A 24,719-nucleotide genomic window follows, 5' to 3' on the forward strand; every position below is an offset into this window, starting at 1 on the left:
AAACAGTATTTTTAAATACATTTAATATTGAAGACACGCCCTAAAATTAAGTGGTACATACCAGTATTAAATTGAAGGCAAGTTTAGCCTTATAAATATAAAAATAGAATAGATCTCTCGCATAAATCAAAAAATGATCTTCTTTTTGGTTAATATTCGAACTCCAGATTTCTTAGCATTCGCGCATAATCTGCGGATGAAAATATATCGATTCAAACAAGCTTTCTTATCCTCAGTTCAAGCGATAACGTAGTTTTGAAATGTACCGTAATTCATTTTCATGACTTCACTAAGTAGCTCTTTAAATCCCTGTTTATCAGCAGCAAATTCTACCAGTGATTCATTGTTCAGATCAGTAACACATGCCATGGTCGAAATGACCTGTACACTATGAGCTTTGAATAACCCTCTCAAAATTTCATTTGAATGATTTTGGTCTTTAATGAAGTTCTTTAACGGCTTAGCAGGGATTGCCCAAGTATCGAAGTCTTTCATCTGTATCTGACGAACTTCAATGTCATTGATTTTGATGCTTCGATTCGTTTCTAGAAAAAAATCATTCATAATGATGTCTCAAATTAGATTTTAATGACAAAAAAATACCCTGATGGTTATCCCATCAGAGCTAAATATAAAATTATTTATTTCTTAATTTGAAATACTTTGATCAATCAGTTTCTCAATAGTATTAGAGGCAACATCATTAAAGTATGCACACTCACACTTAACTTCTTCTATTGTGCATTAATGGAAATACGATCCTCTTGGCTAACATATGATTGATGAAGCATATTTTCATATTCTTTCAATGTTTTTTGCAGTACAGTATTTGGATCCTTTTCCCAATAACCAATACCCAGCTTACCATCAATATTTGCAGCGTAATATTTAGGTTGATCATATTGAACCGTACCGGGTTTGTCGGAGACCACTTTTCTTGAGATGAGAAGCATTGCTTCGAAAGACGTAGCGAAGCGTAGTATCCCGATGACAAAATTAAAATATACCCCTGAAATCAGAGAAAGAGCGGTTCAATTATTGATTGAATCTGAAAAAGATTATCCATCGAATTGGGCTGCAATCACAGCAATTGCGCATAAGATTGGTTGTACTCCTGAAACACTTCGTGCCTGGCATCAAAAGCATTTAGATCAGCAAAATCCTATTAAAGTACAACAGATATCTGATCAAGAAAAAATGAAGCAAATGGAACGTGAAATTAAAGAATTAAAGCGTGCCAATGAAATTCTACGTAAAGCAGCCGCTTTTTTCGCCTAGGCGGAGCTCGACCGCCCACACAAATAATGGTGGATTTCATCCATAACAATAAAGATCGATATGGTGTTGATGCGATTTGTAGGATTTTACCGATCGCAGCTTCAACCTATTACCGAACTTTAGATCTCGCTGACAATCCAGAACATCGAGCGAAACGAGATCTATATGATGAGCATCATGCTGAACAAATTAAACGAATTTGGAAAGAAAGTTCAGGTCGATATGGTGTGCGTAAGGTCTGGCAACAATTGAAACGTGAAGGTTATGTTATCGCACGTTGTACAGTTGCTCGATTGATGCAGAAGCTAGGTATACAAGGTGTTTGGCGTGGGTAAGAATAAACAAACCACCCGTAGCCGAGATGATCAAAAAAGAGCAGATGATTTAGTGAAACGTAATTTTAATGCTGATCATCCTGACCAACTGTGGGTGAGTGACTTTACGTATATTCAAACTCATTCAGGCTGGGTCTATACCGCCTTTATTATTGATGTGTTCTCACGAGCAATTGTTGGATGGAAAGTATCGACACGGATGAATACAGATATGGTGCTCGATGCATTAGAGCAAGCATTGCACGATCGAGGCATGCCAAAGAATGTGATTCATCATTCCGATAGAGGTGTTCAATATCTTTCTATTCGCTATACCAATCGTTTAGAAGCTGCAAATTTACGAGCATCAGTCGGTACAACTGGTGATTCATATGAGGACTTTTTTAAGCCGAGAAAACCTTTATAAAGTCCAATTAAGTCCTTGTCCCATCTCATAAATAATGAGTATTAATGCAATTACCATTAGTGAAATAACAATGGCTTCGACCTTAGTGAGCATCTTAAATTCTCCACCTTTCATGTTCTCTATGATAAACAAAGTAAACGATAAATAACAATAAAGTTACAAAAAATTACTTGATGTTTCAAAGATGGAGTTGGTAAAGAAAAATCTCTCAGAGGAGGTGCTAATTCTTTTCAAACTTAACCTTATGTATCAGCGATGTCCTGTATAAGACTCATGACCTACTGCGATCATATCAACACCACCTTCTTCTTCTAAACTTAATAAGAAAGTATGAACACCCTGCATATCATTTAACTCAATATTATTGCCGAGCCATTTCATCGTACCTAGTTTCATATTGTTTATGTCTTCTTGGATTCTATTGTAGTTGACCATTGCTATGCTCTTTTTATAATTTGCCATTAAATTTTATTCCCTATAAAAGATTTTCAAGAAAATCGGTCCGTATTTGGCCGATCAATACTACAAAAAAGCTCATCTGATAAGTATTCTTACATAAACCCAAGGTTCTATAACTTGGATCCATTAATGAAGTGATATAACGTCTAATTTTCCCTTCCTGCTCAACTTCAATCAAATGCACTTCCCAATACCCTCTAATATTGGATTAAGTTTCTTGGCATTTACTGATATTGGCATCCTGATATGAAAGTCATGCTGAGAATTACGCTTGATTTAGAATTGTTCAAACACAATTTAAACCAGATCCCATCAGGAGCCTTTGTTCTTACAGATAGAGGTTATCAAAGGATTTATACTTTGTATCCCAATACCCTGTTGCCATTAGAGGCCAAAAGCCGCTGTAAACTGGATCCTGAACTAAAAATCTATAATCAGGAAATCAATAAAGAAGAATAGAAATTAAGTATGTATTTGGCAGTCTAAAAACTTTCAAAATGCTTTCAGAACGTTATCGCAATAGAGCTAAAAGCCCCCCTCTTTTGAGATTCAATCTAGTTGCTGGAATTTATAATTTGCAACTGAGTAAGAATGATTTATGAAGGAGGTCTAATCTAAGAAAATAAAAAAAATCCTAAAACCATTTAACTTCTTAGGATTTGAATAGGCAGGATATAAATATAAGCTTATGCTTGAATATCTAAGGTCATTTCAATTTTGTCCTGTGACCAGATTTCGATGTCATATTCAATCACTAGATCATCTGATTTTGAAATACGTTCAATATAAGTGGCGGTTTGACTTAAAGGAATACCTAAGTGCTGGCTCTCAAAATGAGACACACCGGTATTTTTAATTTTTAACTGACTACTCGTGTAATTATAATGAAAGTGATTTTTAATGACGTCTTGGACCGAAGTAATCACATTATAATTCAGCACATCTGGAAACAGCGCAACAGGTAAATAATTATATTCTAGAAGTACTGGTACATCATCAGCATAACGTAAACGGATAATTTCAATAAAGCCCAATTTACGATTTTCTTCACTAAAAAGATCACTGTGATCAAATCGCTCCAGCTGTCTGGTCGAGATCAGTTCAGTTTTGGCATTAAAACCCTGTGCCTTCATATAAGAACGAAAATTTTCAATTGAGTTTGGATAGTATTGAATTTTTTTATTACTCACAAACCAGCCGAGATTTTGCCGTTTGAAAATTTTATCTTCGGCACGAAGCTGTTCATAGGCCTTACGCACTGTTTCCCTTGAACAGTCAAATTTTAATGCCAAGTACCGTTCGGATGGAATCATTTGATTAGAACTGTAATTTTTTAATTCAGCCTCAATCAAATCTCTGATTTCCATATACTTCATTCAGTGAATCCAGTGAGTGCTCATAAGTGATAAAGATAGTACTAAATTAAAGAACAGAGGAAAATTGAAAACAAGGTACAGATCAGTAAAAAGATGCATTCCCTTGTTTTAATGAGAATGTTTAGCAGCATGATTGATACGTGATTCTGAGAGAATATCGTTGTCCACTCATAATGTTCTCATTTATGCAAAAAGAATAAACTAAATTTGTCTAGGAGAGTGGTGACAGTCTAATCTAATTAAAAGGCATCTACAAAATCGGCGGCTATTCGTAATAATCGACTGAGAAAATTACGTACCTTGATTCTAGACATTATTGCCCACCTCTACTAGCACATTTCCTGACACAGTCCCTATTTATACATTTGAATGCCTTTGACTCTTAAAGATTATCTTTAATAAAATGAGCTTTATAGGGCAATATACTAAGATCTCCAGACTGTTGAATCCGGCAAGCGCACTGAGTGCAGTTCCGTAACGTGACACTGGGTAACGTCGTATGTAGACAAAAATTAAAGCTGTAGTTTAAGGCTGGCATCCTTTAAGATTTATTTTAATTTACCACTGATGTCTGGATTTTTAGCTAATTATACCATATCCAAAAAACATCTATTTACTAATAATTGCTTAGGCTATTTATTATAAAAAATAACAATACATCATTGATATATGAAAATTTATTTTTATTTTTTCATAGACATAAATTAATTAATTTTTTAGACCTCCATACACTATAGCTAAATTCCAAATAAGTTACTGCAATGTTCTTTGAATAATAAATCTATATCCTTAATTCTAAGTCTTTTCCTAACTGATTTTATTTGAGCCTACATTTTTTCTATCAGATTTAAGTCAGGGCTATATTTGGGTAACCATACAAGGTAATGGCCTGCTTCTTGGATTAATTTTTTAAGACTTTTACCTTTATGAAACGTCGCATTATCCATGATGAGAACACTTTTCTCTTTTAATTTCGGCAATAGATCATGCTCAATCCAACCCTCAAATACTTCTGTCGTGATAGAGCAGTTGAATAAACTCACAGTCAGTAACTTATTTTTAATCAAGGCTCCAATGGCATTACAACTGTTCTTAATTTGCCAATTAAATGTACCTTCTGCTCGTGCACCTTTATGACTATAGCTGTGGGAGCGGGTATCATTACTCTGAAACCCACTTTCATCAATATAAGTTAAGGGAAGTTCAGGTCCTAAATCTTCAATTAAATTTTTAAATTGTTCTCATTAACGAGCATCTGATTTTGGAGGAGTTAACGTCTTTTTTACGTGATATTCCTGCTTTATGTAATGCATTAAATACAGCATGAGTACTCACTCCCAAACGTTCAGCTCGTTTATACTGATAATCATCAGGATATTTTTCAATATCTGCCAATATTTGTGCTTCAATAATTTTAGCTGGACGCCCAGGAATAGGTTTTCGCTCTGTGGACTTTTGCCACAGTTAGATCATACGTGTAAAAACACTGAAATGCTGTGCTGTTTTTCGCACAGACATTTTATCTCTAGTCATAATCTCAATGACTTTGTCTTTAAAATCTTTTGAATATCCCATAGTTTGCATCGTAGTTAATATTTTAGAACTTGGCTATATAAGCCAGCATTTCATTTACTGCGATTTGTTCGCTACTAAAAAGTGTAGCAAGTTGCTACACTTTTTAATTCCTATATTGATTTAAATAAATAGGTAGTGTTCCAAAAAGTATGCTGAGATTAAATGAAGCCATTATTGATATAAAATAAGGTTAAGTCGAAAGCTTTAAAGTGGTTTTCAAGCTTTTTTGAAAATTACAACTTCTCCTAAAGCAACATCTAATCTGATGCCTTATTTTGCAATTATTTCCTTCAATACCTACAGTGAAAAAACTTACCAATACTTTTCTCACAATCTTTAAATGCAGTGATAAAACTATCCGATTGATCACTTGAAATTCGGGTATAATGAATACCTAACTGCTTCCACTTTTCCTTCAGTCGTTGGACTGTAGCTAGATCTCTTTATCCCAAAATTAAGTCACAATCTCTCCTGTTTCTCTATGGTAAGCGTAAATAAGTAATTATTTATTCTCTTAATCCCTACAAAAGTCCAAAACTCAGTAAGCGTCCGCTGAACCCCATGTCTATTTTTTAATTTGAGTTGGATTTCCAGCGGTGTGGTAGCAATTCTTCTATTTGGGTCACTTTATGGGTCGGCAATCTTTTCAGCACATCACTTAAATAGGCATACGGATCCAACCCATTCAGCTTTGCTGACTGGATTAAAGTCATGATGTTTGCCGCTCGCTGACCACTACGCAGCGAACCTGCAAATAACCAGTTCTTACGTCCCAACGCCCAAGGCCGCACTTGGTTTTCCACCCAATTATTGCAAATCGGTAGATTGCCATCATCCAGATAGCGGCTTAAAGCTGGCCAACGCTTCAGAGTGTAATTGATGGCCTTGGCGGTTGGAGAACTCGATGGCACCGTCAGTTGATGCTGGTTGAGCCATTCATACAGTTGTTGCATCACCGGTTGGCTATGCTGTTGTCGGTATTCGCGGCGGTGTTCTGCTGTACTATCGGTCTTTTTCCTGAGTTCTGCTTCTATCGCATACAGTTTCTGAATCAGCACTAATGCCTGTTCAGCGATCTGACTTTTCCCAGTCACATGTAGCTCATGGAATTTACGACGCGCATGCGCCATGCAGCCCACCTCAATGACATCGCCTGATTTAAAGCGTGCTTTATAACCACTGTAATCATCACAGACCAGATGGCCCTGCCAGCCATTCAGGAACTCTTCTGCATGCTGACCTGAACGGCTATCCTGAAAGTCATAGATCACCGCTTGAACTGGATTGTACTGTGTAGTGGCATAGGCCCAGACATAACCTTTCTTCGGTTTTTTCTCATCATCACCCATCCGCATGATGGTGACTGGTGTTTCATCGGCATGGATCACCCGCTGTTGCAGCACCACCTGTTTTAAGGCATTGGCCAGAGGTTCCAGTTCTACACCGCAGCGACCAATCCAGTCAGATAACGTGGATCTGGACAGATCAATGCCCGCCCGCTGATAGATCAGGCGCTGACGGTACAGCGGCAAATGATCGGCATACTTCGATACCAGCACATGGCTGAGCAGTTCAGGACTGGCAATACCTTTATCAATCACATAGGCGGGCATCGCTTGCTGAGTCAGGGTGTCACACTGATCACAGACCCATTTGCCACGTACATGCTGTTCCTTATAGAACTGTGCCGGTCTGAAATGCAGTTTTTCACTGATATCTTCGCCGATACGACGTAACTGGCAGCCACAACTGCATTGGGTTGATGCAGGTTCATGCTCAATACGGATGGTGTGTAGATGATCGGGCAGCAGTCGACGTTTAGGTTTGTTGACTGTGGCTTTGTGTGTCGCTGCATCAGTTTTATCTGCATTCAGCCGTTCCAGTTCCAGATCAACAGCGGCAATATCTTCTTCGACCGCTTCATCCCAGAGATGGATTTGTTTTGCGGTGAGATGTTCGTTTTTACTGCCGAATTTGTGCTTTTTAAACAGCGCAAGTTCATGCTCGTATTTTTGATTGAGAATGGAAAGATGCTGAACTTTGGCATCTAATTGCAGATTGGATACTTCAAGATGCTGAACTTTGGCATCTAATTGCTGGTTTGATTGTGCCAGAGACTGATGTTGCATTGCCAACTGTCTAGTAAATTCCAGCAGTTGTTCATGGGTCAGTTGGCTTAAATCAGGCAGTGTATTCATGACCGCAGTATGCCTGAGGTCATGAGAAGAATGAAATAGAACGTTTGGAGAATAGCAACTTGGACCAAGCTAGTTTAGAGCATTGTGACCACTTGCTGTCGTCCAATGCGCTGCCAAGGCAAACCCTGGATCAGTGCCTGTAACTGTTCTGGGCTGAGGGCTACGCTTTCACCCTGGTGAACTTTAGCCCAGTGAAATTTTCCCTGTTCCAACCGCCGAGCACACAGCCAGATCCCCAGTCCATCATGTACCAGCACTTTCATGCGATGGCCACGTTTATTACAGAACAGGTAAGCACAATGCGGTTTGATGTAGCCAAAGGCTCTCACCACCTGAGCCATGGCCGTATCCATACCTGCACGCATGTCCATGGGCTGAGTAGACAACCAGATTTCATCGATACGGATCATGTTGTAAGTGCCTTGAGTAATTTTGCTAAAGCAGACATTTCTGATACTTGCCATTTCAAGCCAATTTCTGCTTTTGAGTGGGGTAAAGTAATTTGAACCGTTAACATGCCAGTAGAAATAGGATCTAATGGTGCAGAGCAAGATAAGGCAATAAATGCAGGTTTATTCGGTAGTAGTGAGCGATCATTCCCTGGCTTAGCATCAATTAAGCGAATCCATTTGGATACAAGATTTGTATTCAATCCATGTTGCAAAGCGACCGAAGCAATTGAAACCTCCGATGCTTTACACGCCTGAACGATCTGCTGTTTAAATTCAGCACTATATGTTCTTCGTTTTATCGTAAGAGATGCGATGGATGTCTGGTTATTTGTAGTCATAAATTTAAGTTCCCACTTGTTTTTAAGTGAGGACTAAATTAAGGCTTATAGGACGAATTCATAAGGTGTGTTCAGCGGACGCTTACAAAACTCATCAACTTCAAGACATTCATAATATTTTTGCTCAGGAGGAATTTGATAAGTGGATTTACTCAATGCCTGCAATATGTCTTACACCACTACCTCTAACCATCAGGTGTAGTATTTTATTTGTTATACCAGAATGACAACCTCAATGACTAAGAGCATAATCACTAATAAACTGACGCTTGCAGTTTTTGCATTGATATTTTTGCTTACCATATAGTTTGAGGCCATTTTTCTTTATACTGTCACTTAGACAGGTTGGACATTTGATTTCTAATGTTATTTGTATCTCACTATCTTATCAAAAGCCAACCTGTTTTTTTCAGCATACTTTTTGAGACACCACCAAATGAATATAGGGATTGAACTTTAATCAAAGAGAAATTATTTAATTCAGTCAAATTTATCTGCTAAATGAACTAAAACCTAAACTTAAACAACTATATATTATTAGTTGCTATTTTATTCTCATTAAATGTTTAGCCGAATTCAAAGCGGATTCAAACTATTTTTATTACAAGATGTACTAAGAATTAATCCTGTAATTTTTTTCGAGTAGTAGGCTTACCTAACATTAATGTTGGCTTAACTGGTCTCCAGAAAGAACGAATAGCTTGAAGTTAAAAGCTATCATTAAGCGAGTTTAAATTATTTATGTTCGACCAGCATATAAATTTCCCTATCGGAAAATCTGATAGGAATTGATTTTTTTTTGATACAAAACGTGAAAACTGAGGGGCTTATATGGACATATAAAATATTTCCGGATAAATATAAAACTAGTCCCCAAGAAGAAAGTTAGAGTTTAATCTTAGTCGAAAGTAACAGCACTCTCAAAGACTAAATGTAAAGAAGCATACTTAAGAAAATAAATCTCAATAATGCATGAGGATGTAATTAGTTTGAGGGTGCTAAAAAAGTGTAGCAACTTGCTACACTTTTTCACTTTTCTGAATAAGCTGTTTTAAAAAATCTTCTAGTTGTAAGAGACTAGCTTCGTCAATTTCCGAGATATTCAGAGAAACCTTAAGCTGTTTTTGATTGAGTTTGATATTCCCCGCAATCTTACCTGCATATTCAATTTTTCTAACCACAGATGTTGTGGTCAGTTTTCCTGGATCCTGACTCAATATTTTTTCAGCATAGGCAGTAACTTTACTTTGCTCAAGTTTTTTGTCTTTTACTTTTTCCCAAGCCCCGAGTAAAGCCGTTTCGGCCTCAGAAAGTTGTTCCAGATGATCCGATAGAAATTTTTTGAATGCAGTTGCAGCAGTACGACCTAGCAGGCCTGGTTCCACATCAAGGTCATTTAAAATTGCTTGAGGCAGCTTTTCGTACGCTAAATACTTGTACATATCTTCGCGATTTAAACCCAGTGAATTGGCTAAACGTTGCTTGTTTTTCTTTAATTTCTCATCGAGAGAGTTCAGGCCAATAAAAATTTCATAATCTGTTAGATCCTGACGCTTTAAATTTTCTGCCAAGGTTAACAAAGATGCTTCTACATTATTTGCATCAATGATAATGGCTTCAATCACAGACTTACCGAGTAACTGATGCGCCCGTAAGCGTCGCTCGCCTGCAATCAGTTCATATTTCAGATTATCCAGTTTACGCACTGTAATGGGCTGCAAGAGGCCGATTTCATTAATAGAATCCGCCAGTTCCTTTAACTGTGACTCTTCAAAGACTTTACGCGGCTGGTTTGGACTGCGGCTGATATCCTCAATAGGGACATTACGTCTAAACTCTTTTAGCTCTTTAATATTGTCTTTCTGTGCTTGCTGGTGTTTTTCTGTATTCTGTTTCAGTTTCTGAGCTAAAAGCTCCTTGGTACTTGCCATAATGCTCTCAGGTTTAAACTTTCGCTACAATTTCATTGGCAAGGCTTTCAAAAGCCTTACGTACTTTTGAATTTTTTTCTACTTTCAAAAGTGATTGTTGCAGAATCGCTGCTTGATTGACTTTAGTACTTTGAGGAATGGTGGTTTCTAAAATTTTTCCCACCTGTTTCAAGGCTTCATCTCGAATCAGTTTACAAACATTCTGACGTTCATCATGCTTAATCAGTAAAGCGCCTAAAAGCTCTAAATCTGGATTAATACGTTTGATCTTTTCAAGATGGTTTAAAAGATCTGTTACCCCATACAGTCCATATTGTGATCCGGATTCGATAGGGATAATGACATGGGTTGAAGATGCCAGCGCATTGCTGGTTAATAATTTAAGACTAGGTGGACAATCAATCAATATGAAGTCATAAAGATCTTTTAACAGTTCTAGCTTGATATTTAACTCTTCAGAAGGACGGGGAGCTTCTTCTTTTAGTTGGTCTTCTGTTTTTCCTAAATTCAAGGAACCATAAATTAATGATACTTTTTCAAAGTTCGTTTCTTCTTGTAATGCATCTGCCAACAACGAAATATCGCCCACCAGTAATTCTGCTGTAGTCACAACAATTTCGCTTGGATGTTGGATCCCAATATGTAAACTTGCGTTTGCTTGAGGATCTAAATCAATGACTAAAACTTTATTGCCCAGATTGGCAAGTTCTGAGGCGAGGTGCACAACAGTCGTTGTTTTGCCACATCCGCCTTTATGGTTAGCAACAGTAATAATTTTTGCAGACATGCGTGTCAGATGCTTCCGTATTTGAATGTCTAGTAATATAAATAACTTTCACTCATCTTACTATAGTTTTTAAATTTATAAATCCTATTTGTTCAGATGTAAAACAGCTTTAAAAATAAATCTTTAACTAGGCTAGCTTAATTAATAATTAGAATAATTAGTTATTTAGCTAATTAATAATTAAGAGCATATTTTTATTATATAAAACAAATACTTATTTCTTTAAAAGTGGAAGGTTTGTCACCATAAAGTGGAAGGTCTGTCACTCTAAAGTGGAAGGTCTGTCACTCTAAAGTGGAAGGTTTGTCATCGTAAAGTGGAAGGTCTGTCACTCTAAAGTGGAAGGTTTGTCACTAGGGTGGAAGGTTTGTCACTGCTACTTTTTAAACTGCTATTTTTTTTTAAAAATATATAAAAAAACAATAATTTAGGTTGTTAATAAAGTCTCGTAAATAAGCTTTAAAGGTGGAAAGGTTGTCACTGTGTATTTTTGACCTGTGGATAATCTGTTTTTATTGGATATTTCCTGATGATTATATGTGCAGTTATACCTTTCAAATCTAACTGAAAGGTGGAAGCCTTGTCACATGAGGGTTTCTATTTGAGCTAGCTTACCTAAATCTAGAAGAAAAAAAGTAAAAATAAGCATTTTGAACTGTAATTTCGGGGGCTAAAGGTGGAAGGTCTGTCACTGTAAGGTGGAAATACTGTATTTAATTCCACTTTAAAGGCAAAAAACCAGATAATAACGCTTTTTTTTGATGACGGACCTTCCACTTTTAGAATCTTGTGGTGAAAGTCTTGAAAGTTTTTCCACTTTTGTATATAAAAACTTAAGTCAAATTATAAATATCACGGTTATGACAGAATCTGAACCATTGCAAGAAGAAACGAATTATATTCCCTACTGTATAGGCAACATTCGCCATAATGGCGTTGTCAGTACCAGTAACCGCTTAATTCGCCCAATCGAGTTGTCATCCAATGAATATAAGGCACTTCTATATGCAATGGCGGTTGCGAACTATAGTGAGAAAAATAGGGTAGATGGTGAAATTACCGAACAAACTTATATTTATTTGTATAAGGATGATTTGGCAGATTTACTAGGATTAAATAAACGTAACTCAATTAATGTTGCAATAGATCGGATCTATAAAGAGCTTTCATCCCGGGTAGCTCATTTTATTATTGAGGAGCCTGCTGATAATGGTAAGAGAAAGACTAAAAAAGTACATTCTGTCGTTCCCATTATCCGTGAGTTAAGATGGGAAGATGACTCTAAAAATGCGATTCAGATTCGTTTTACTAGTGAGGTGTTGCCGTATTTCACTCAACTGGCTGGGGGTAATTTTACTACCTATCAGCTAAAACATCTTTTTGCCCTAGATTCTGTTGCCAGTATGAGTCTTTATACTTATTTCATTAAAAACGAATTTAAGTACGCCAATCAAAAGAGTTATGAAGTGCCATTACTTTTAGAAAACTTGAAAGCACTGATTGATATTAATGAAACCAAATATGATCGCTGGGTAGATTTTAGACGCTATGTATTAGACAAAATAGTGGCAGAAATTAACGAAAATACAGATCTACAATTAGAGTATGAAACTGTTAAGAAAGGCCGTCCAATTGTAGGTGTGAATTTCAAACTGCATCATCGGATTGCTGATAAAGCACCGGATGAAATGGCAGTAATTGAAAAAATCTATCTTGATGTTCCATTTGAAGACAATGCATTCGTAAAAGAGTTAGGTGCTAAATTCGATATGAATGTACGTTCCTGGTATATTTTTAATAATGATGAAAATTATCAGCAGTTCAAGAAGTGGTTTAAAAAAGTAGGGTGTCTCACTGACTCTCAAGCAAATATTGTCATTAATGACACTTTATTCCAAATGGATTTTGCTGAAATTGGTATAGGGCTGAATGACTTTAAACGAAACATGAAGCATAAACTTAAAAATAACCCGGAATTCGTTCAAAGTATTCGTGAAAGATTGAATGATATTTTTGGTAAAGACCTTATTTAGAAAAAAGTGTAGCAACTTGCTACACTTTTGGAGATATATGTTCTTAAAAAATACAAGTGGTAAGGACTATAGAAGAAAAACGGCTCTATTGCATATAGGCTTTAGAGATAGATCCTTCCTAAGTTAGGCAAATTAGGTATAAAGTTTGCCTAATTTCGTAAATCTATCCAAAACTGCTACCCGTAGATGAATCTCATACCTGACTTTAAAAATGTTTTTCCGTCAACTCATCTCCTAATAATTTAATGCAATGCGCCTTGGTTTTAATCAAACTGCATCGATGATAACCTGGCTTTTTTCCAAACAGCTCTACCTAGACATTTGACTGTTTTTAATAATTCGTTTTTCTCTAAAGATTCTGTTGTTTGATCTTTTTAGAATTTTGCATTTTTTTCTGGAGTAATGACAGTATGTGCTCATCGGTCTGAAATCACTTCTCTGCAGCATTTTATGTCTTACGCCCCATCGGTATAGACAGAATCTATTCGCTCATCTGACTGAATTTGGTCCAGCAAATCCTGAGTAATTGTGAATCACTCACATTATTTGTCGCAAGGTGAACGGCTCGAATTTGCATGGTTTCAACATCTATACAATAAGTTTATCTCATTCGACGGTATTCTGGGTGATGTTTCTTACGCTTCCATTCACCTTCACCTAAAGATCTTGAACCCGTAGAGTCGATGAATAGGTGTAACTTATCAGTAACCTATCACGAATTTTTTAATAGCTTATCGCAATATCAATATGCTTTTGTCATCTATAGAGGACAGAGTAATCTAGTACTCTCCAATTCAAGCTACAGAGTTTAATTAGACTTCGAACAAAGCCTGTGGCCATGAATAAAAAAAGATGGAAAAAGGATTTGATCATTAAATAGCATTTAATGGCTTTATCGGAATAAGTTTGATTTCGTTCGTGCTTGCCTTGTGGTTGTGCACCATTGGGTCTTAGGGTCAAACCAGATTGATATATTTCCTCGCTTGATTAAAGTTTAGTTATACGAGGACCAATTGGTTATACGGTGGATTCTAGATGTAGGCGTCCTGGAAACTATATTGCTAAAGAAGCCTTTAAGAGTAGAGTAGTTTCGTGCAACAAAATCGTTTTAGAACTTTTAATCTTATTAGTAAATCTATTTCTAAAATTACTAGGGCGTGTCATCAATTAAGCCAGATGATTGTTGAAGCCAGGTAGATCGCTGATAAGAAGTTTTGAGCCAATTTATCATAGCGTGTGGCGATTACTTTAAATTGCTTTAGCCTTGCAAAGGTATTCTCAATTAAATGCCTGATTTTATAAAAATAACAACCCATATGATCATTATTTGAAAGCGTATTAGATTTTTTGGAAATATTGGTTTTATTACCAGTATTTTCTATCTGTTTTCTCAATGACTCAGAGTCATACCTTTTATCAGCATAGAGAATTTTTGTCTTATTTAGGTCTATGTTGTTAACTAAGTTCTATGCCACTTTTATATCGTGTATTGTGCCATCCTTTATTAGAAACTAAACAGGATTCCCATTAGAATCCCCCCCAAATGAATTTTAAAACTGTTTCCACTGATACTTTTTGAGATTGCTTGATCCTTGATTCCTGTAGCGTGCTGCAGAGCCCTCACATTACGGGCATCATTAGACACCTATTCCGAATCAGCATCAGATCAAATTAACTTTAATATTTTTTAATAAGTTATTGTCTTTTGACTATGGGGAAAGCTTCTTGAATATGGAATTTGGTTCTCCAAAAGCAGCAGGTAAATCCCTCCATGGACAGCCCGTACGAATCCTAAAAAGAATAACTTCAATAAAATTTTCAAGATTTTGTTTAGTCTTAACCACACCCAACACCTTGTATACCTAGCTTTTTCATTAATCGAGCAACAGTACAGCGTGCAATAATATAGCTTTCACGTTTCAGTTTTTGCCAGACTTTACGCACACCATTCCGACCTGAACTTTCCTTCCAAATTCGTTTAATCTCCTCAGCATGATGCTCATCATGTAGATCTCGTTTCGCTCGATGTTCCCTTGCAAAGCGATGCTTTTCATCAGCGAGATCTAAAGTTCGGTAATAGGTTGAAGCTGCGATCGGTAAAATCCTACAAATCGCATCAACACCATATCGATCTTTATTGTTATGGATAAAATCCACCATTATTTGTGTGGGCGGTCGAGCTCCGCCTGGGCGAAAAAAGCGGCTGCTTTACGTAGAATTTCATTGGCACGCTTTAATTCTTTAATTTCACGTTCCATTTGCTTCATTTTTTCTTGATCAGATATCTGTTGTACTTTAATAGGATTTTGTTGATCTAAATGCTTTTGATACCAAACACGTAGTGTTTCAGGAGTACAACCAATCTTAGGCGCAATTGCTGTGATTGCAGCCGAATTCGATGGATAATCTTTTTCAGATTCAATCAATAATTGAACCGTTCTTTCTCTGATTTCAGGGGTATATTTGGGTTCTTTCATCGGAACACTACACGTTATATTAGAATGAGAACCTCGATAACTAAGAGCATGATCACCAATAAAGTGACGCTTGCAGTTTTTGGATTGATATTTTTGCTTACCATATAGTTTGAAGCCATTTTTCTTTATACTGTCACTTAGACAGGTTGGACATTTGATTTCTAGTGTTATTTGCATCTCACTATCTTATCAAAAGCCAACCTATTTTTTTCAGCATATTGAAACACCACCGAAGATGATTAGGTAGTTATCTTGCTGAACACCGTTAGAAAACGAGCTGATAGCATAGTTTATGACGAAGCGAAAAAGTGAATTAAAGACTAAAATGGGAGGTATAAGCTCGCATTTTTGCATTATCACCACTATCTTGAATGTAGCTAAATTCCTTAATACGACAGAACCAAACTATACAAGCAGATGAACCAGAAAAGGACCTACCAAAACCATAAAAATACCAGCAAGTACCATTGTTAAGCTGGCAATCACCCCTTCTTCTTTATCACGACTATAGGCTTTAGTCGTTCCAAATCCATGTGCTGCGTTGCCCAAAGATGCACCCATGACAAAATGAGATTTTAACGGTAAGGCGGCTAGCACAATATCACCAATGATCATACCTATAACACCAGTAATCATGGTAAACAAAATAACCAGTTCGACAGAGCCACCTATATGATTGCTCAACTCCATTGCAAAAGGTGTAGAAATGGAACGCGCCATTAAGCTATAGGTCGTTGACTGATCAAAATTAAACAGCTTAGCCAAATAAAATGAACTGATCATTCCTGCTAGCATCCCTATCACCACGCCCATACTGATAGAAAGTAGATGTGTTTTGATTATTTCACGGTATTCATAAATTGGAATGGCAAAGGCGACTGTTGCAGGGCCTAACATCCAGACAATCCATTGGTTATCTTGCATATACGTATCATAGGATATATTCAAAGATAAGATTAAAATAATCAGAAGGATAGGGGGTAGTATCGCTGGTGATAAAATGAGATAAGAATATTTTTGATGGATTTTTTTTACGACAGTATAAAAAAGTAAAGTTGAAATCAGACAAACAATGGCGATTAAAGTCATGATTATTTTCCATCCTGATCTATATTACGCAGAGATTGGGAGCGATTATTCTTGATTTTATTTTCAAAATGAAAGCCAAGATGTACACTATATGCTGTAACCACCATGACACAAATGGTGCCCAGAATAACAGCAAAGATTAATTGCCAGCCTTCTGTTAAAAAAAGATGTTTATATTTAATTAGTCCAACAAAACAGGGAATAAAGAATAAAACCAATTCACCCAAAATAAAATCGGAGCCACTCTTGATCCATTCAAGTTTAAAAAATCCAGTCAATAAACCTGCTAAAACAATAAAAAGCCCGATCACTGCACCAGATACTGGAAGTTTAAATAAGGATTGAAGTATGCTGCCAATCCACCAGAAAGCAAGTAATAAACTGATTTGCAAAATGATTTTACTGATATATTTGAGTCGGGTCGGATGTTCGATTTGTACAGGCATTAATATCACAGCTTGATTTTGAAGATAAGGTAATTTTATATGCTGTACGTATGTGAAATAATGAATAATTTTATAAATATTATTCTATATTGGAATAATTTATGGATCTAAAATCACTTAAAATTTTTGTTGAAACTGTTAATAGCCAGAGTTTTAGTTTAGCTGCAGTACGCTTGTTTATGACGCAACCGACTTTAAGCAAGATCATTAAAAGCTTAGAAGAAGAGTTGGGAACAGCACTATTTAAAAAAGGTGAAGCAGGAAGAAAACGTGAAGTCGTACTGACTTATACAGGCGAACTGATTTATCAGCATGCATTAAACATACTGTCAGAACATGAAAAAATATATAACACGATTGAGCAAGTTAAGTTACTTAAAAAGGGTAAACTGACTTTAGGTTTACCACCATTAGGTTCTGTCTTATTTAGTTCACTTATTGCCTTATTTCATAAGCAACATCCGGATATACAGCTTAGTTTTTTAGAGGTAGGCTCAAATAGTATTGAGGAAGCAATTGCAGATAAACGTATTGATGTTGGTATTTTACTTGGTAATTTTCGACCGACTTTTGCGTCAATCCCAGTTGTTGATTCAGCAATGTGCTTACTATCCATAAAAGATTCACAGTGGAGAAATAGGAAAACTGTAAATTTGATTGAATTAAAAGAAGAATCCTTTCTATTATTTTCTGATACCTTTACTTTGAATAGTATGATTATTAAAGCAGCAAATACAGTAGGTTTTGAACCTAAAGTTGTCTGTAAAAGCAGTCAATGGGACTTTATTGCAAAAATGGTTGAATCAAATATGGGAATCGCATTACTTCCTCAAATATATTGCCAGCAATTAGATCAGGAAAAATTCAACACTGCCGTATTGGAAAATCCAGGTTTAAATTGGACTTTAAGTATGGCCTGGAATACGACTATAGCAATGAGTCCTGCAACTAGAGCATGGCTAAATATTGTAAAAGATCATAAACAGAAAATTCACTTTTAGTTCAATGCTTTTACAACCAGTTTTTGATTGTCGTTACAATCAGTTTTGGCTGTTTAATTCATCGGTTCTATCGCATTAAGGAATTTAGGTCCATTTAACTTATATTTACCTAAAATCTAGTTTATAAATTATTTTTACAATATATTTATTAATTTCAATATTTTGAAGAAAAATAATAGAAAGTTATAAAAAATTAGTTCATGAACTTATAGGATTTTTAAGAACATTTATATGAATGACTAAGTACTGTGAAAAAAGAGAACTAGATGACGTTTAGATAAAATTTTCAGTCAAATAATCTTATTGTTGTTATTTCTAGTCACATAGTCTATTTTTATTATATGAATTATTCTTCCTCACCCAAAAGACCACGTGGTCGACCAACCAAACACGGTTGTAACTATGCAGACACTAAAGAAGTTTTAATCCACCGAGGTATCGAGTTACTGACCGAACGTGGAATGAATGCTATGAGCTTGGATGATCTCATGAAATCAGTCCAAGTTCCTAAAGGGTCTTTCTACCATTATTTTGTAAATAAAGAGGCTTTTATTTTAGAAGTCTTAGATGCTTATGAACTTTATTTTGTGAAGCGATTGAATAAGTTTTTAAGTCAAACTGATCTTTCCCCACTAGAAAAGCTACAAAATTTTGTAAAAGATGCGGGTGAAAAAATGCAAAAATATGATTTTAAACGAGGTTGTATTTTAGGTAACTTAGGACAAGAAGTGTCGTATTTGCCACAAGAAATCATTGCCCGAATCGAAAGTATCTTTAAGGTATGGGAGAAATTAGTTTCTGATTGCCTACATCAGTCAAATTCACAATATAGCCTAGCTGATTGCGATGAAGCTGCTTATCAGTTTTGGATTGGGTGGGAAGGTGCAGTTCTAAGAGCACGTTTGGTCAAATCAACAAGTCCCTTAGATGCATTTTATCGCTTGTTTACTTTAGCTGTAAAACAATAAAATCACGTAAAAAGTTAATTAAAAAATAAATGCAGACGTCTGTATTTATTTTTTAATTAATTCTAGACAATCAGTCTAATTAAATGGAGAGGAAGTTCTATGTACAAAGGTATTGTAATTAATAAAGATGAAGCAGGTTACACATCACAAATTACTGAGATTGCATCAAAGCCTTTACAAGAAGGAGAGGTTAGAGTCGAAGTCAAATATTCAACACTCAATTATAAAGATGCTTTAGCCATTACTGGGCGTTCACCAGTGGTGCGTAGTTTTCCTTTGACCCCAGGCATCGATTTTTCGGGTGTTGTGATTGAATCAAAACATCCAGCATGGAAAGAAAGAGATGAAGTTCTACTGAATGGTTGGGGAGTGGGTGAAAAATATTTTGGAGGTCTAGCCGAGCAAGTCACTGTTTCTGGTGATTGGCTCATACAAAAACCTTCTGCTTTTTCTTTTAAAGATACGATGGTTATTGGTACAGCAGGTTATACCGCAATGTTGTGTGTCATGGCTTTACAAAAACATGGTATTAAACCAAGTGATGGAAAAATTTTAGTGACAGGTGCAAATGGTGGAGTAGGTAGTATTGCCATTATTATTTTGAATCATCTTGGTTATGAGATTACAGCTTCAACTGGTCGACCTCAAGAGTCAGAATATTTAACCTATCTAGGTGCGAGTGAAATTATTGATCGTATTGAATTATCTTCCCCAGGAAAGCCATTAAACAAAGAAGTTTGGGCTGGCGTAATTGATACTGTTGGAAGCCATACTTTAGCCAATGCATGTGCTAGTACAAAATATCGTGGTGCAGTTGCTGCGTGTGGTTTGGCAGGCGGAATGGATTTTCCAGCAACAGTTGCTCCATTTATTCTAAGAGGGATTACCTTATATGGAATTGATAGCGTGATGGCACCAATCGAATTAAGAAAAGAAGCATGGGAACGTTTGGCTACAGAATTAGATCAGACAAAATTAGAAACAGTAACGACTGAAATTCAGTTGACAGATGCTTTAAATATTTCAAATGAAATTTTAGATGGAAAAATTCGAGGTAGAGTTGTTGTACAGATATAGTTCAACAAAATGAGTTGTGGGGACTGTTCTAAATTTTGTGTAAGTACTTAATTTTCATTTATCCTACTGAGCATAATAAAAAGAGGTACTTCACATGGATGAAGCTACAATCAAAAGTATGGCAGCTGAATTAGCTAAAGGTTTAAAAATTCCTGAAGATTTAAACCAAATGACAGCCATATTTAAAAAGTTCATGATCGAAACCGCTCTGAATACTGAGCTTTCTGAACATTTAGGCTTGAAAAGCATCAACCTAAGAAAGGATCTAATGCACGTAATGGTTTTAGCTCCAAAACAGTTCTAACACAAGATGGGCAGCTTGCTTTAGATATCCCTCGTGATCGTGATGGCTCTTTTGAACCACAGATTATTAAGAAGCATCAAACTCGCATTACTAGCATGGATGATCAAATTCTTTCGTTATATGCGAAAGGAATGAAAAATAGAGAAATTGTTGCTTTTTTAAAGAAATGTACGATGCCGATGTATCTGCCTCCCTTATTAGTAAGGTGACGGATGCTGTCATTGAACAAGTGACAGAATGGCAAAATAGAACACTCGATAGTCTTTATGCTATTGTCTATTTAGATTGCATTGTTATTAAGGTTCGTCAGCATTCAACAGTAATCAATAAATCAGTTTATTTAGCATTAGGCATTAACCTGGATGGCCAAAAAGAACTTCTTGGCATGTGGCTTGCTCAAACAGAAGGTTCCAAATTCTGGCTATCAGTCATGACAGAGCTTAAAAATCGAGGAGTGCAAGATATTCTTGTAGCCTGCCTTGCGAAGCAGCGCTTCTCAGGACTAAAAGGCTTTCCTGATGCGATAGCCTCTGTCTACCCTCATACTGATATCCAGTTGTGTATCGTACATGTTGTACGCAATAGCCTGAGATTTGTGAGCTGGAAGGACTACAAAGTTGTAACAGCAGGATTGAAGGCGATCTATCAGGCAAGTACAGAGGAAAATGCTTTAAAGTCCCAAGATATCTTCTGCGATCAATGGAATCACCAGTATCCAAAAATTGGAGAATCCTGGCGGGCAAATTGGGAAAATATCCGAACGATCTTTAGCTATCCTGCTGAAATACGTCATGCGATTTATACAACAAATGCAATTCAATCATTGAATAGCGTGATCCGCCATTCAACTAAAAAGAGAAAGATCTTCTCTTCTGATGATTCAGTGAAAAAGGTCATTTATTTAGCAACTTCAAATGCTGCTAAAAAATGGACCATGCCAATTCAAAATTGGCGTTTAGCAATGAATTGGTTTACGATTCAGTTCGATGATCGCTTAAAAGATCATTTATAAAAAATGAGACTTACACAAAATAATTTACAGGCTCGTAGAAACATGAAAATACATTCTTTTGGTGAACACAATAACATTACTTTATCTAATAATTGTATTGAAGTTCGAGGTGCACGTGAGCATAACCTTAAGGATGTAGATGTTTCTATCCCAAGAAATGCACTTGTTGTTTTCTCAGGTGTATCGGGTTCAGGAAAATCATCACTTGCTTTTGGAACTATTTTTGCTGAAGCACAAAGAAGATATTTCGAATCTGTTGCACCTTATGCAAGACGCTTAATAGATCAGGCCGGAGTACCAGATGTTGATGCTATTGATGGTCTACCACCAGCAGTAGCATTGCAACAACAACGTGGTGCAAGTAATACCCGTTCTTCTGTTGGAAGTGTAACAACTTTATCAAATCTCGTGCGAATGATTTATTCGCGTGCTGGTGCATATCCTGCCGATCAGCCAATGTTATATGCCGAGGACTTTTCACCGAACACTCCTCAAGGTGCTTGTCCTACCTGTCATGGTTTAGGTCACATTTATGAAGTTACAGAATCGACAATGGTTCCTGACCCAACACTCAGTATTCGTGAGAGAGCTATCGCATCATGGCCACCTGCTTGGCACGGGCAAAACTTACGCGATATCCTAGTAACCCTAGGGTATGATGTTGATCGACCATGGAAAGATTTACCGCAATCGGATAGAGACTGGATTTTATTTACTGAAGAAACCCCAACAGTTCCTGTCTATGCTGGTTTAAGCCCCGCTGAGACTCAATCTGCACTTAAACGTAAACTAGAACCCAGCTATATGGGCACTTTCACTGGTGCTCGTCGCTATGTCCTTCATACTTTTGCTAATACCCAAAGTACGTTGATGAAAAAACGTGTTTCACGTTTTATGGAAGGAAAAATATGCCCTTCCTGTCATGGTAAACGCCTTAAACCAGAAGCCTTATCTATTACCTTTGCTGGAGTAGATATTGGTGAGTTTATGCAACTTTCTTTGGATAAGTTAACTTGCCTGCTTGAGCCCATTGTTCTTGGCAATTTCGACGCTCATGATGCTGGAGAAAAGACTAATAATAAAGTAACCCAACTTGATAGATCTGAACGAGCAGCAACAGGTAGAGCAGTGCATTCTGTATCTCCAGATGTAAGACGTACGTCAGCACTTTCAGATGAAAAGAAAATTGCTGCCCAGCGTTTAGCAAATGGTGTGGTGAGGCGTTTAAATCAATTACGCCAGTTAGGTCTTGGTTATCTAACATTAGATAGAGCCACACCGACTCTTTCAGCGGGAGAGTTACAACGTTTGCGGTTAGCAACACAATTAAGTTCTATGCTATTTGGTGTAGTCTATGTACTGGATGAACCATCTGCTGGATTACATCCTTCAGATAGTCAGTCATTATATGATTCTCTCGATAAATTAAGAGATGCTGGAAACTCCGTATTTGTTGTAGAGCATGATTTAGAGCTCATGCGTCGTGCTCAATGGTTAGTGGATGTTGGACCAGATGCAGGAGAGCAAGGTGGTAATATTTTATATAGTGGAGTACCTCAGGGTTTAAGTGAGATTTCAGCTTCACGTACTGCAAGTTATTTATTTAATAAAATCCCAGTTACTCAAAGTTATGGACGTACACCCTCTGGTTGGCTTGAACTTAACAATATTTACCGACATAACCTGCATAATATTGATGCTCGTATACCTCTTAGTGTACTTACAGCAGTTACAGGTATTTCAGGTTCAGGTAAATCTAGTCTCGTTTCTCAAGCTTTACCCGAGTTAGTACTTTCATATTTAGGCAATGAATCTGAAACTGAAAACAATAATGAAAATAATCCTTTAAATGAAGGAATGTTGGTTACCGAGGTTACACAGGGTTCTCTGGCTGGTGATGTGGAGGCTATACAGCGTCTGGTACAGGTTGATCAAAAACCAATTGGCCGTACTCCACGTTCTAATCTGGCAACTTATACGGGTTTATTTGATCATGTTAGAAAGTTATTTGCTGGGACTCCTGAAGCTCGCCAAGCTCATTATGATGCTGGACGTTTTTCGTTTAATGTGGCTAAAGGGCGATGTGAAACTTGTGAAGGTGAAGGCTTTGTCAGTGTAGAATTATTGTTTATGCCAAGTGTATATGCCCCTTGTCCGACATGTCATGGTGCTCGATATAATGATGACACTCTGAAAATTCGCTGGAATGGACGTAATATTGCTGAAGTATTAGGAATGACCGTCAATGAAGCACGTGATTTTTTTGATGGAGAGGTCTCGATTGCTCGTTCACTACAATTATTAAAGGAAATTGGCCTTGGTTATTTACGTTTAGGGCAACCAGCGACTGAACTATCTGGTGGAGAAGCGCAACGTATTAAATTGGCGACCGAGCTGCAACGCAATCAGCGTGGAAATACACTGTATATACTTGATGAGCCAACTACAGGTTTGCATCCATCAGATGTAGATCGATTGTTAGTTCAATTGCAGCGATTAGTCGATGCGGGTAATACCGTGGTTATGATTGAGCATGATATGCGTGCCGTTGCACAAGCAGATTGGGTGATTGATGTGGGACCAGGTGCTGGAAATGCTGGTGGGAACATTGTTGTGGCAGGAACACCAAAACAAATAACAGAAAATCAAGATAGCCGTACTGCTCCATATTTAGTTAATGAGTTAGTGAGTCGTGATACTAAACGTTGATATTGCGAGTGGGTAGAATAAAACCTTAAATTAAAATCCTGTAAAATCAATTAGATATTTTTCGTTTAGGTGGTGTGTGAGCATGAAATCTAAAAGCTTTTTTCAACTAAGGGCTTTGTTGCACAAACCTATCTGTAACGGCTTTTTCAGCGATATAATTTTCAAATGAAGAAGCCTACACACAAAATCTACCGCACAACCAATTGGCCCGCATATAACCGAGCACTCATGAGTCGCGGAAATATTGCCATTTGGTTTGATCCTGCTACGCAATGGTATGCTCCATCAAAAGGCAAACAAGGACGAAATCAAACCTACTCCGACGCAGCTATCCAATGCTGCTTAATGATTAAATCCTTATTCCGCCTATCTTTAGATATGGTCACTGGCTTTGTGCAAAGTCTGATTAAACTTTGATTTAGTATAAAAATAAAGTTAGTAAATAAATAATATAAACCATATAAATCA

At 36.8% G+C, this 24,719-nt stretch carries 19 protein-coding genes, 9 pseudogenes and 2 other annotated features; of the genes and pseudogenes, 9 read left to right on the forward strand and 19 right to left on the reverse strand.

Annotated features, from left to right (window positions below; all coding sequences use genetic code 11):
- Positions 1-237 precede the first annotated feature (237 nt).
- Both FOC32_RS00885 and FOC32_RS00890 read right to left on the reverse strand, forming a co-directional pair.
- Complete coding sequence (locus tag FOC32_RS00885) at positions 238-564, reverse strand: hypothetical protein (protein WP_004812063.1); 327 nt, start codon at positions 562-564, stop codon at positions 238-240.
- Positions 565-734: 170 nt separating this feature from the next.
- Positions 735-953, reverse strand: a complete 219-nt coding sequence (locus tag FOC32_RS00890; RefSeq protein ID WP_004812062.1) for a hypothetical protein — start codon at positions 951-953, stop codon at positions 735-737.
- 34 nt (positions 954-987) lie between these two features.
- On the opposite strand from FOC32_RS00890, the pseudogene FOC32_RS00895 reads away from it, so the two are divergent.
- A pseudogene (locus tag FOC32_RS00895) lies at positions 988-1,992 on the forward strand (IS3 family transposase); the annotation flags it as partial.
- Positions 1,263-1,379 (forward strand) — a sequence feature (AL1L pseudoknot). Its footprint overlaps the pseudogene before it by 117 nt.
- A gap of 276 nt (positions 1,993-2,268) precedes the next feature.
- Here FOC32_RS00895 and FOC32_RS00900 read toward each other — a convergent pair.
- Complete coding sequence (locus tag FOC32_RS00900; protein WP_004812059.1) at positions 2,269-2,481, reverse strand: hypothetical protein; 213 nt, start codon at positions 2,479-2,481, stop codon at positions 2,269-2,271.
- Between the two features lie 243 nt (positions 2,482-2,724).
- On the opposite strand from FOC32_RS00900, the gene FOC32_RS00905 reads away from it, so the two are divergent.
- Positions 2,725-2,937 (forward strand): hypothetical protein, encoded by a 213-nt coding sequence (locus tag FOC32_RS00905; protein ID WP_004812056.1) that lies wholly within the window; start codon positions 2,725-2,727, stop codon positions 2,935-2,937.
- Between the two features lie 227 nt (positions 2,938-3,164).
- On the opposite strand, the gene FOC32_RS00910 is transcribed toward FOC32_RS00905, so the two are convergent.
- The 10 genes and pseudogenes from FOC32_RS00910 to FOC32_RS00955 all read right to left on the reverse strand — a co-directional run bounded on the left by FOC32_RS00910 (position 3,165) and on the right by FOC32_RS00955 (position 11,135).
- On the reverse strand, positions 3,165-3,854 hold the full coding sequence (locus tag FOC32_RS00910; RefSeq protein WP_004812055.1) for a GntR family transcriptional regulator: 690 nt from the start codon (positions 3,852-3,854) through the stop codon (positions 3,165-3,167).
- Between the two features lie 827 nt (positions 3,855-4,681).
- Positions 4,682-5,077: a transposase gene (locus FOC32_RS17220; RefSeq protein ID WP_155757634.1), complete on the reverse strand. Its 396-nt coding sequence runs from the start codon at positions 5,075-5,077 to the stop codon at positions 4,682-4,684.
- A gap of 7 nt (positions 5,078-5,084) precedes the next feature.
- Positions 5,085-5,249, reverse strand: a complete 165-nt coding sequence (locus FOC32_RS16935; protein ID WP_228761251.1) for an IS630 transposase-related protein — start codon at positions 5,247-5,249, stop codon at positions 5,085-5,087.
- Positions 5,250-5,587: 338 nt separating this feature from the next.
- A pseudogene (locus FOC32_RS00925) lies at positions 5,588-5,972 on the reverse strand (IS1 family transposase); the annotation flags it as partial.
- A 29-nt stretch (positions 5,973-6,001) separates the two neighbouring features.
- Positions 6,002-7,627 carry an IS66 family transposase gene (gene tnpC, locus FOC32_RS00930; RefSeq protein ID WP_175965981.1) on the reverse strand — a complete coding sequence of 542 codons (1,626 nt, stop codon included), beginning with the start codon at positions 7,625-7,627 and terminating at the stop codon, positions 6,002-6,004.
- 74 nt (positions 7,628-7,701) lie between these two features.
- Positions 7,702-8,037 carry an IS66 family insertion sequence element accessory protein TnpB gene (gene tnpB, locus FOC32_RS00935; protein WP_004642106.1) on the reverse strand — a complete coding sequence of 112 codons (336 nt, stop codon included), beginning with the start codon at positions 8,035-8,037 and terminating at the stop codon, positions 7,702-7,704.
- Positions 8,034-8,417: an IS66-like element accessory protein TnpA gene (gene tnpA, locus FOC32_RS00940; protein ID WP_005100737.1), complete on the reverse strand. Its 384-nt coding sequence runs from the start codon at positions 8,415-8,417 to the stop codon at positions 8,034-8,036. The genes tnpB and tnpA overlap by 4 nt, the downstream gene beginning before the upstream one ends.
- Before the next feature lie 87 nt (positions 8,418-8,504).
- Positions 8,505-8,793 (reverse strand): annotated as a pseudogene (locus FOC32_RS00945) (transposase-like zinc-binding domain-containing protein); the annotation flags it as partial.
- A 643-nt stretch (positions 8,794-9,436) separates the two neighbouring features.
- The gene (locus FOC32_RS00950) at positions 9,437-10,348 is read right to left on the reverse strand and encodes a ParB/RepB/Spo0J family partition protein (protein ID WP_004812054.1); all 912 of its coding nucleotides are present in this window, start codon (positions 10,346-10,348) and stop codon (positions 9,437-9,439) included.
- Between the two features lie 13 nt (positions 10,349-10,361).
- The gene (locus FOC32_RS00955; protein WP_001274705.1) at positions 10,362-11,135 is read right to left on the reverse strand and encodes a ParA family protein; all 774 of its coding nucleotides are present in this window, start codon (positions 11,133-11,135) and stop codon (positions 10,362-10,364) included.
- An 860-nt stretch (positions 11,136-11,995) separates the two neighbouring features.
- Here FOC32_RS00955 and FOC32_RS00960 point away from each other — a divergent pair.
- Positions 11,996-13,168, forward strand: a complete 1,173-nt coding sequence (locus tag FOC32_RS00960) for a replication initiation protein (protein ID WP_034424580.1) — start codon at positions 11,996-11,998, stop codon at positions 13,166-13,168.
- A 132-nt stretch (positions 13,169-13,300) separates the two neighbouring features.
- Here FOC32_RS00960 and FOC32_RS00965 read toward each other — a convergent pair.
- The 6 genes and pseudogenes from FOC32_RS00965 to FOC32_RS00995 all read right to left on the reverse strand — a co-directional run bounded on the left by FOC32_RS00965 (position 13,301) and on the right by FOC32_RS00995 (position 17,180).
- A pseudogene (locus FOC32_RS00965) lies at positions 13,301-14,225 on the reverse strand (IS5 family transposase).
- Positions 14,226-14,331: 106 nt separating this feature from the next.
- Positions 14,332-15,000, reverse strand: a pseudogene (locus FOC32_RS00970) (IS5 family transposase); the annotation flags it as partial.
- Between the two features lie 7 nt (positions 15,001-15,007).
- Positions 15,008-15,645, reverse strand: a pseudogene (locus tag FOC32_RS00975) (IS3 family transposase); the annotation flags it as partial.
- Positions 15,254-15,370 (reverse strand) — a sequence feature (AL1L pseudoknot). (Overlaps the previous pseudogene by 117 nt.)
- Positions 15,646-15,657: 12 nt before the next feature.
- Positions 15,658-15,822: pseudogene (locus FOC32_RS00980) on the reverse strand (transposase-like zinc-binding domain-containing protein); the annotation flags it as partial.
- A 228-nt stretch (positions 15,823-16,050) separates the two neighbouring features.
- The gene (locus FOC32_RS00990; RefSeq protein ID WP_004812048.1) at positions 16,051-16,734 is read right to left on the reverse strand and encodes an LrgB family protein; all 684 of its coding nucleotides are present in this window, start codon (positions 16,732-16,734) and stop codon (positions 16,051-16,053) included.
- 2 nt (positions 16,735-16,736) lie between these two features.
- Positions 16,737-17,180: a CidA/LrgA family protein gene (locus tag FOC32_RS00995; protein WP_004779973.1), complete on the reverse strand. Its 444-nt coding sequence runs from the start codon at positions 17,178-17,180 to the stop codon at positions 16,737-16,739.
- Between the two features lie 101 nt (positions 17,181-17,281).
- Here FOC32_RS00995 and FOC32_RS01000 point away from each other — a divergent pair, with 101 nt between their 5' ends.
- The 6 genes and pseudogenes from FOC32_RS01000 to FOC32_RS01025 all read left to right on the forward strand — a co-directional run.
- Positions 17,282-18,181 (forward strand): LysR family transcriptional regulator, encoded by a 900-nt coding sequence (locus FOC32_RS01000; protein ID WP_004779974.1) that lies wholly within the window; start codon positions 17,282-17,284, stop codon positions 18,179-18,181.
- A 341-nt stretch (positions 18,182-18,522) separates the two neighbouring features.
- The gene (locus FOC32_RS01005) at positions 18,523-19,149 is read left to right on the forward strand and encodes a TetR/AcrR family transcriptional regulator (RefSeq protein ID WP_004812047.1); all 627 of its coding nucleotides are present in this window, start codon (positions 18,523-18,525) and stop codon (positions 19,147-19,149) included.
- A gap of 99 nt (positions 19,150-19,248) precedes the next feature.
- A complete protein-coding gene (locus FOC32_RS01010) occupies positions 19,249-20,226 on the forward strand; it encodes an MDR family oxidoreductase (protein WP_004812046.1) in 978 nt (325 codons plus the stop codon).
- A gap of 94 nt (positions 20,227-20,320) precedes the next feature.
- Positions 20,321-21,542 (forward strand): annotated as a pseudogene (locus FOC32_RS01015) (IS256 family transposase).
- Between the two features lie 42 nt (positions 21,543-21,584).
- Positions 21,585-24,251, forward strand: a complete 2,667-nt coding sequence (locus FOC32_RS01020; protein ID WP_104427064.1) for an excinuclease ABC subunit UvrA — start codon at positions 21,585-21,587, stop codon at positions 24,249-24,251.
- Positions 24,252-24,416: 165 nt separating this feature from the next.
- Positions 24,417-24,665, forward strand: a pseudogene (locus FOC32_RS01025) (IS5 family transposase); the annotation flags it as partial.
- Positions 24,666-24,719 lie beyond the last annotated feature (54 nt).

The organism is Acinetobacter sp. FDAARGOS_724 (assembly GCF_013364475.1).
Classification (GTDB): domain Bacteria; phylum Pseudomonadota; class Gammaproteobacteria; order Pseudomonadales; family Moraxellaceae; genus Acinetobacter; species Acinetobacter variabilis.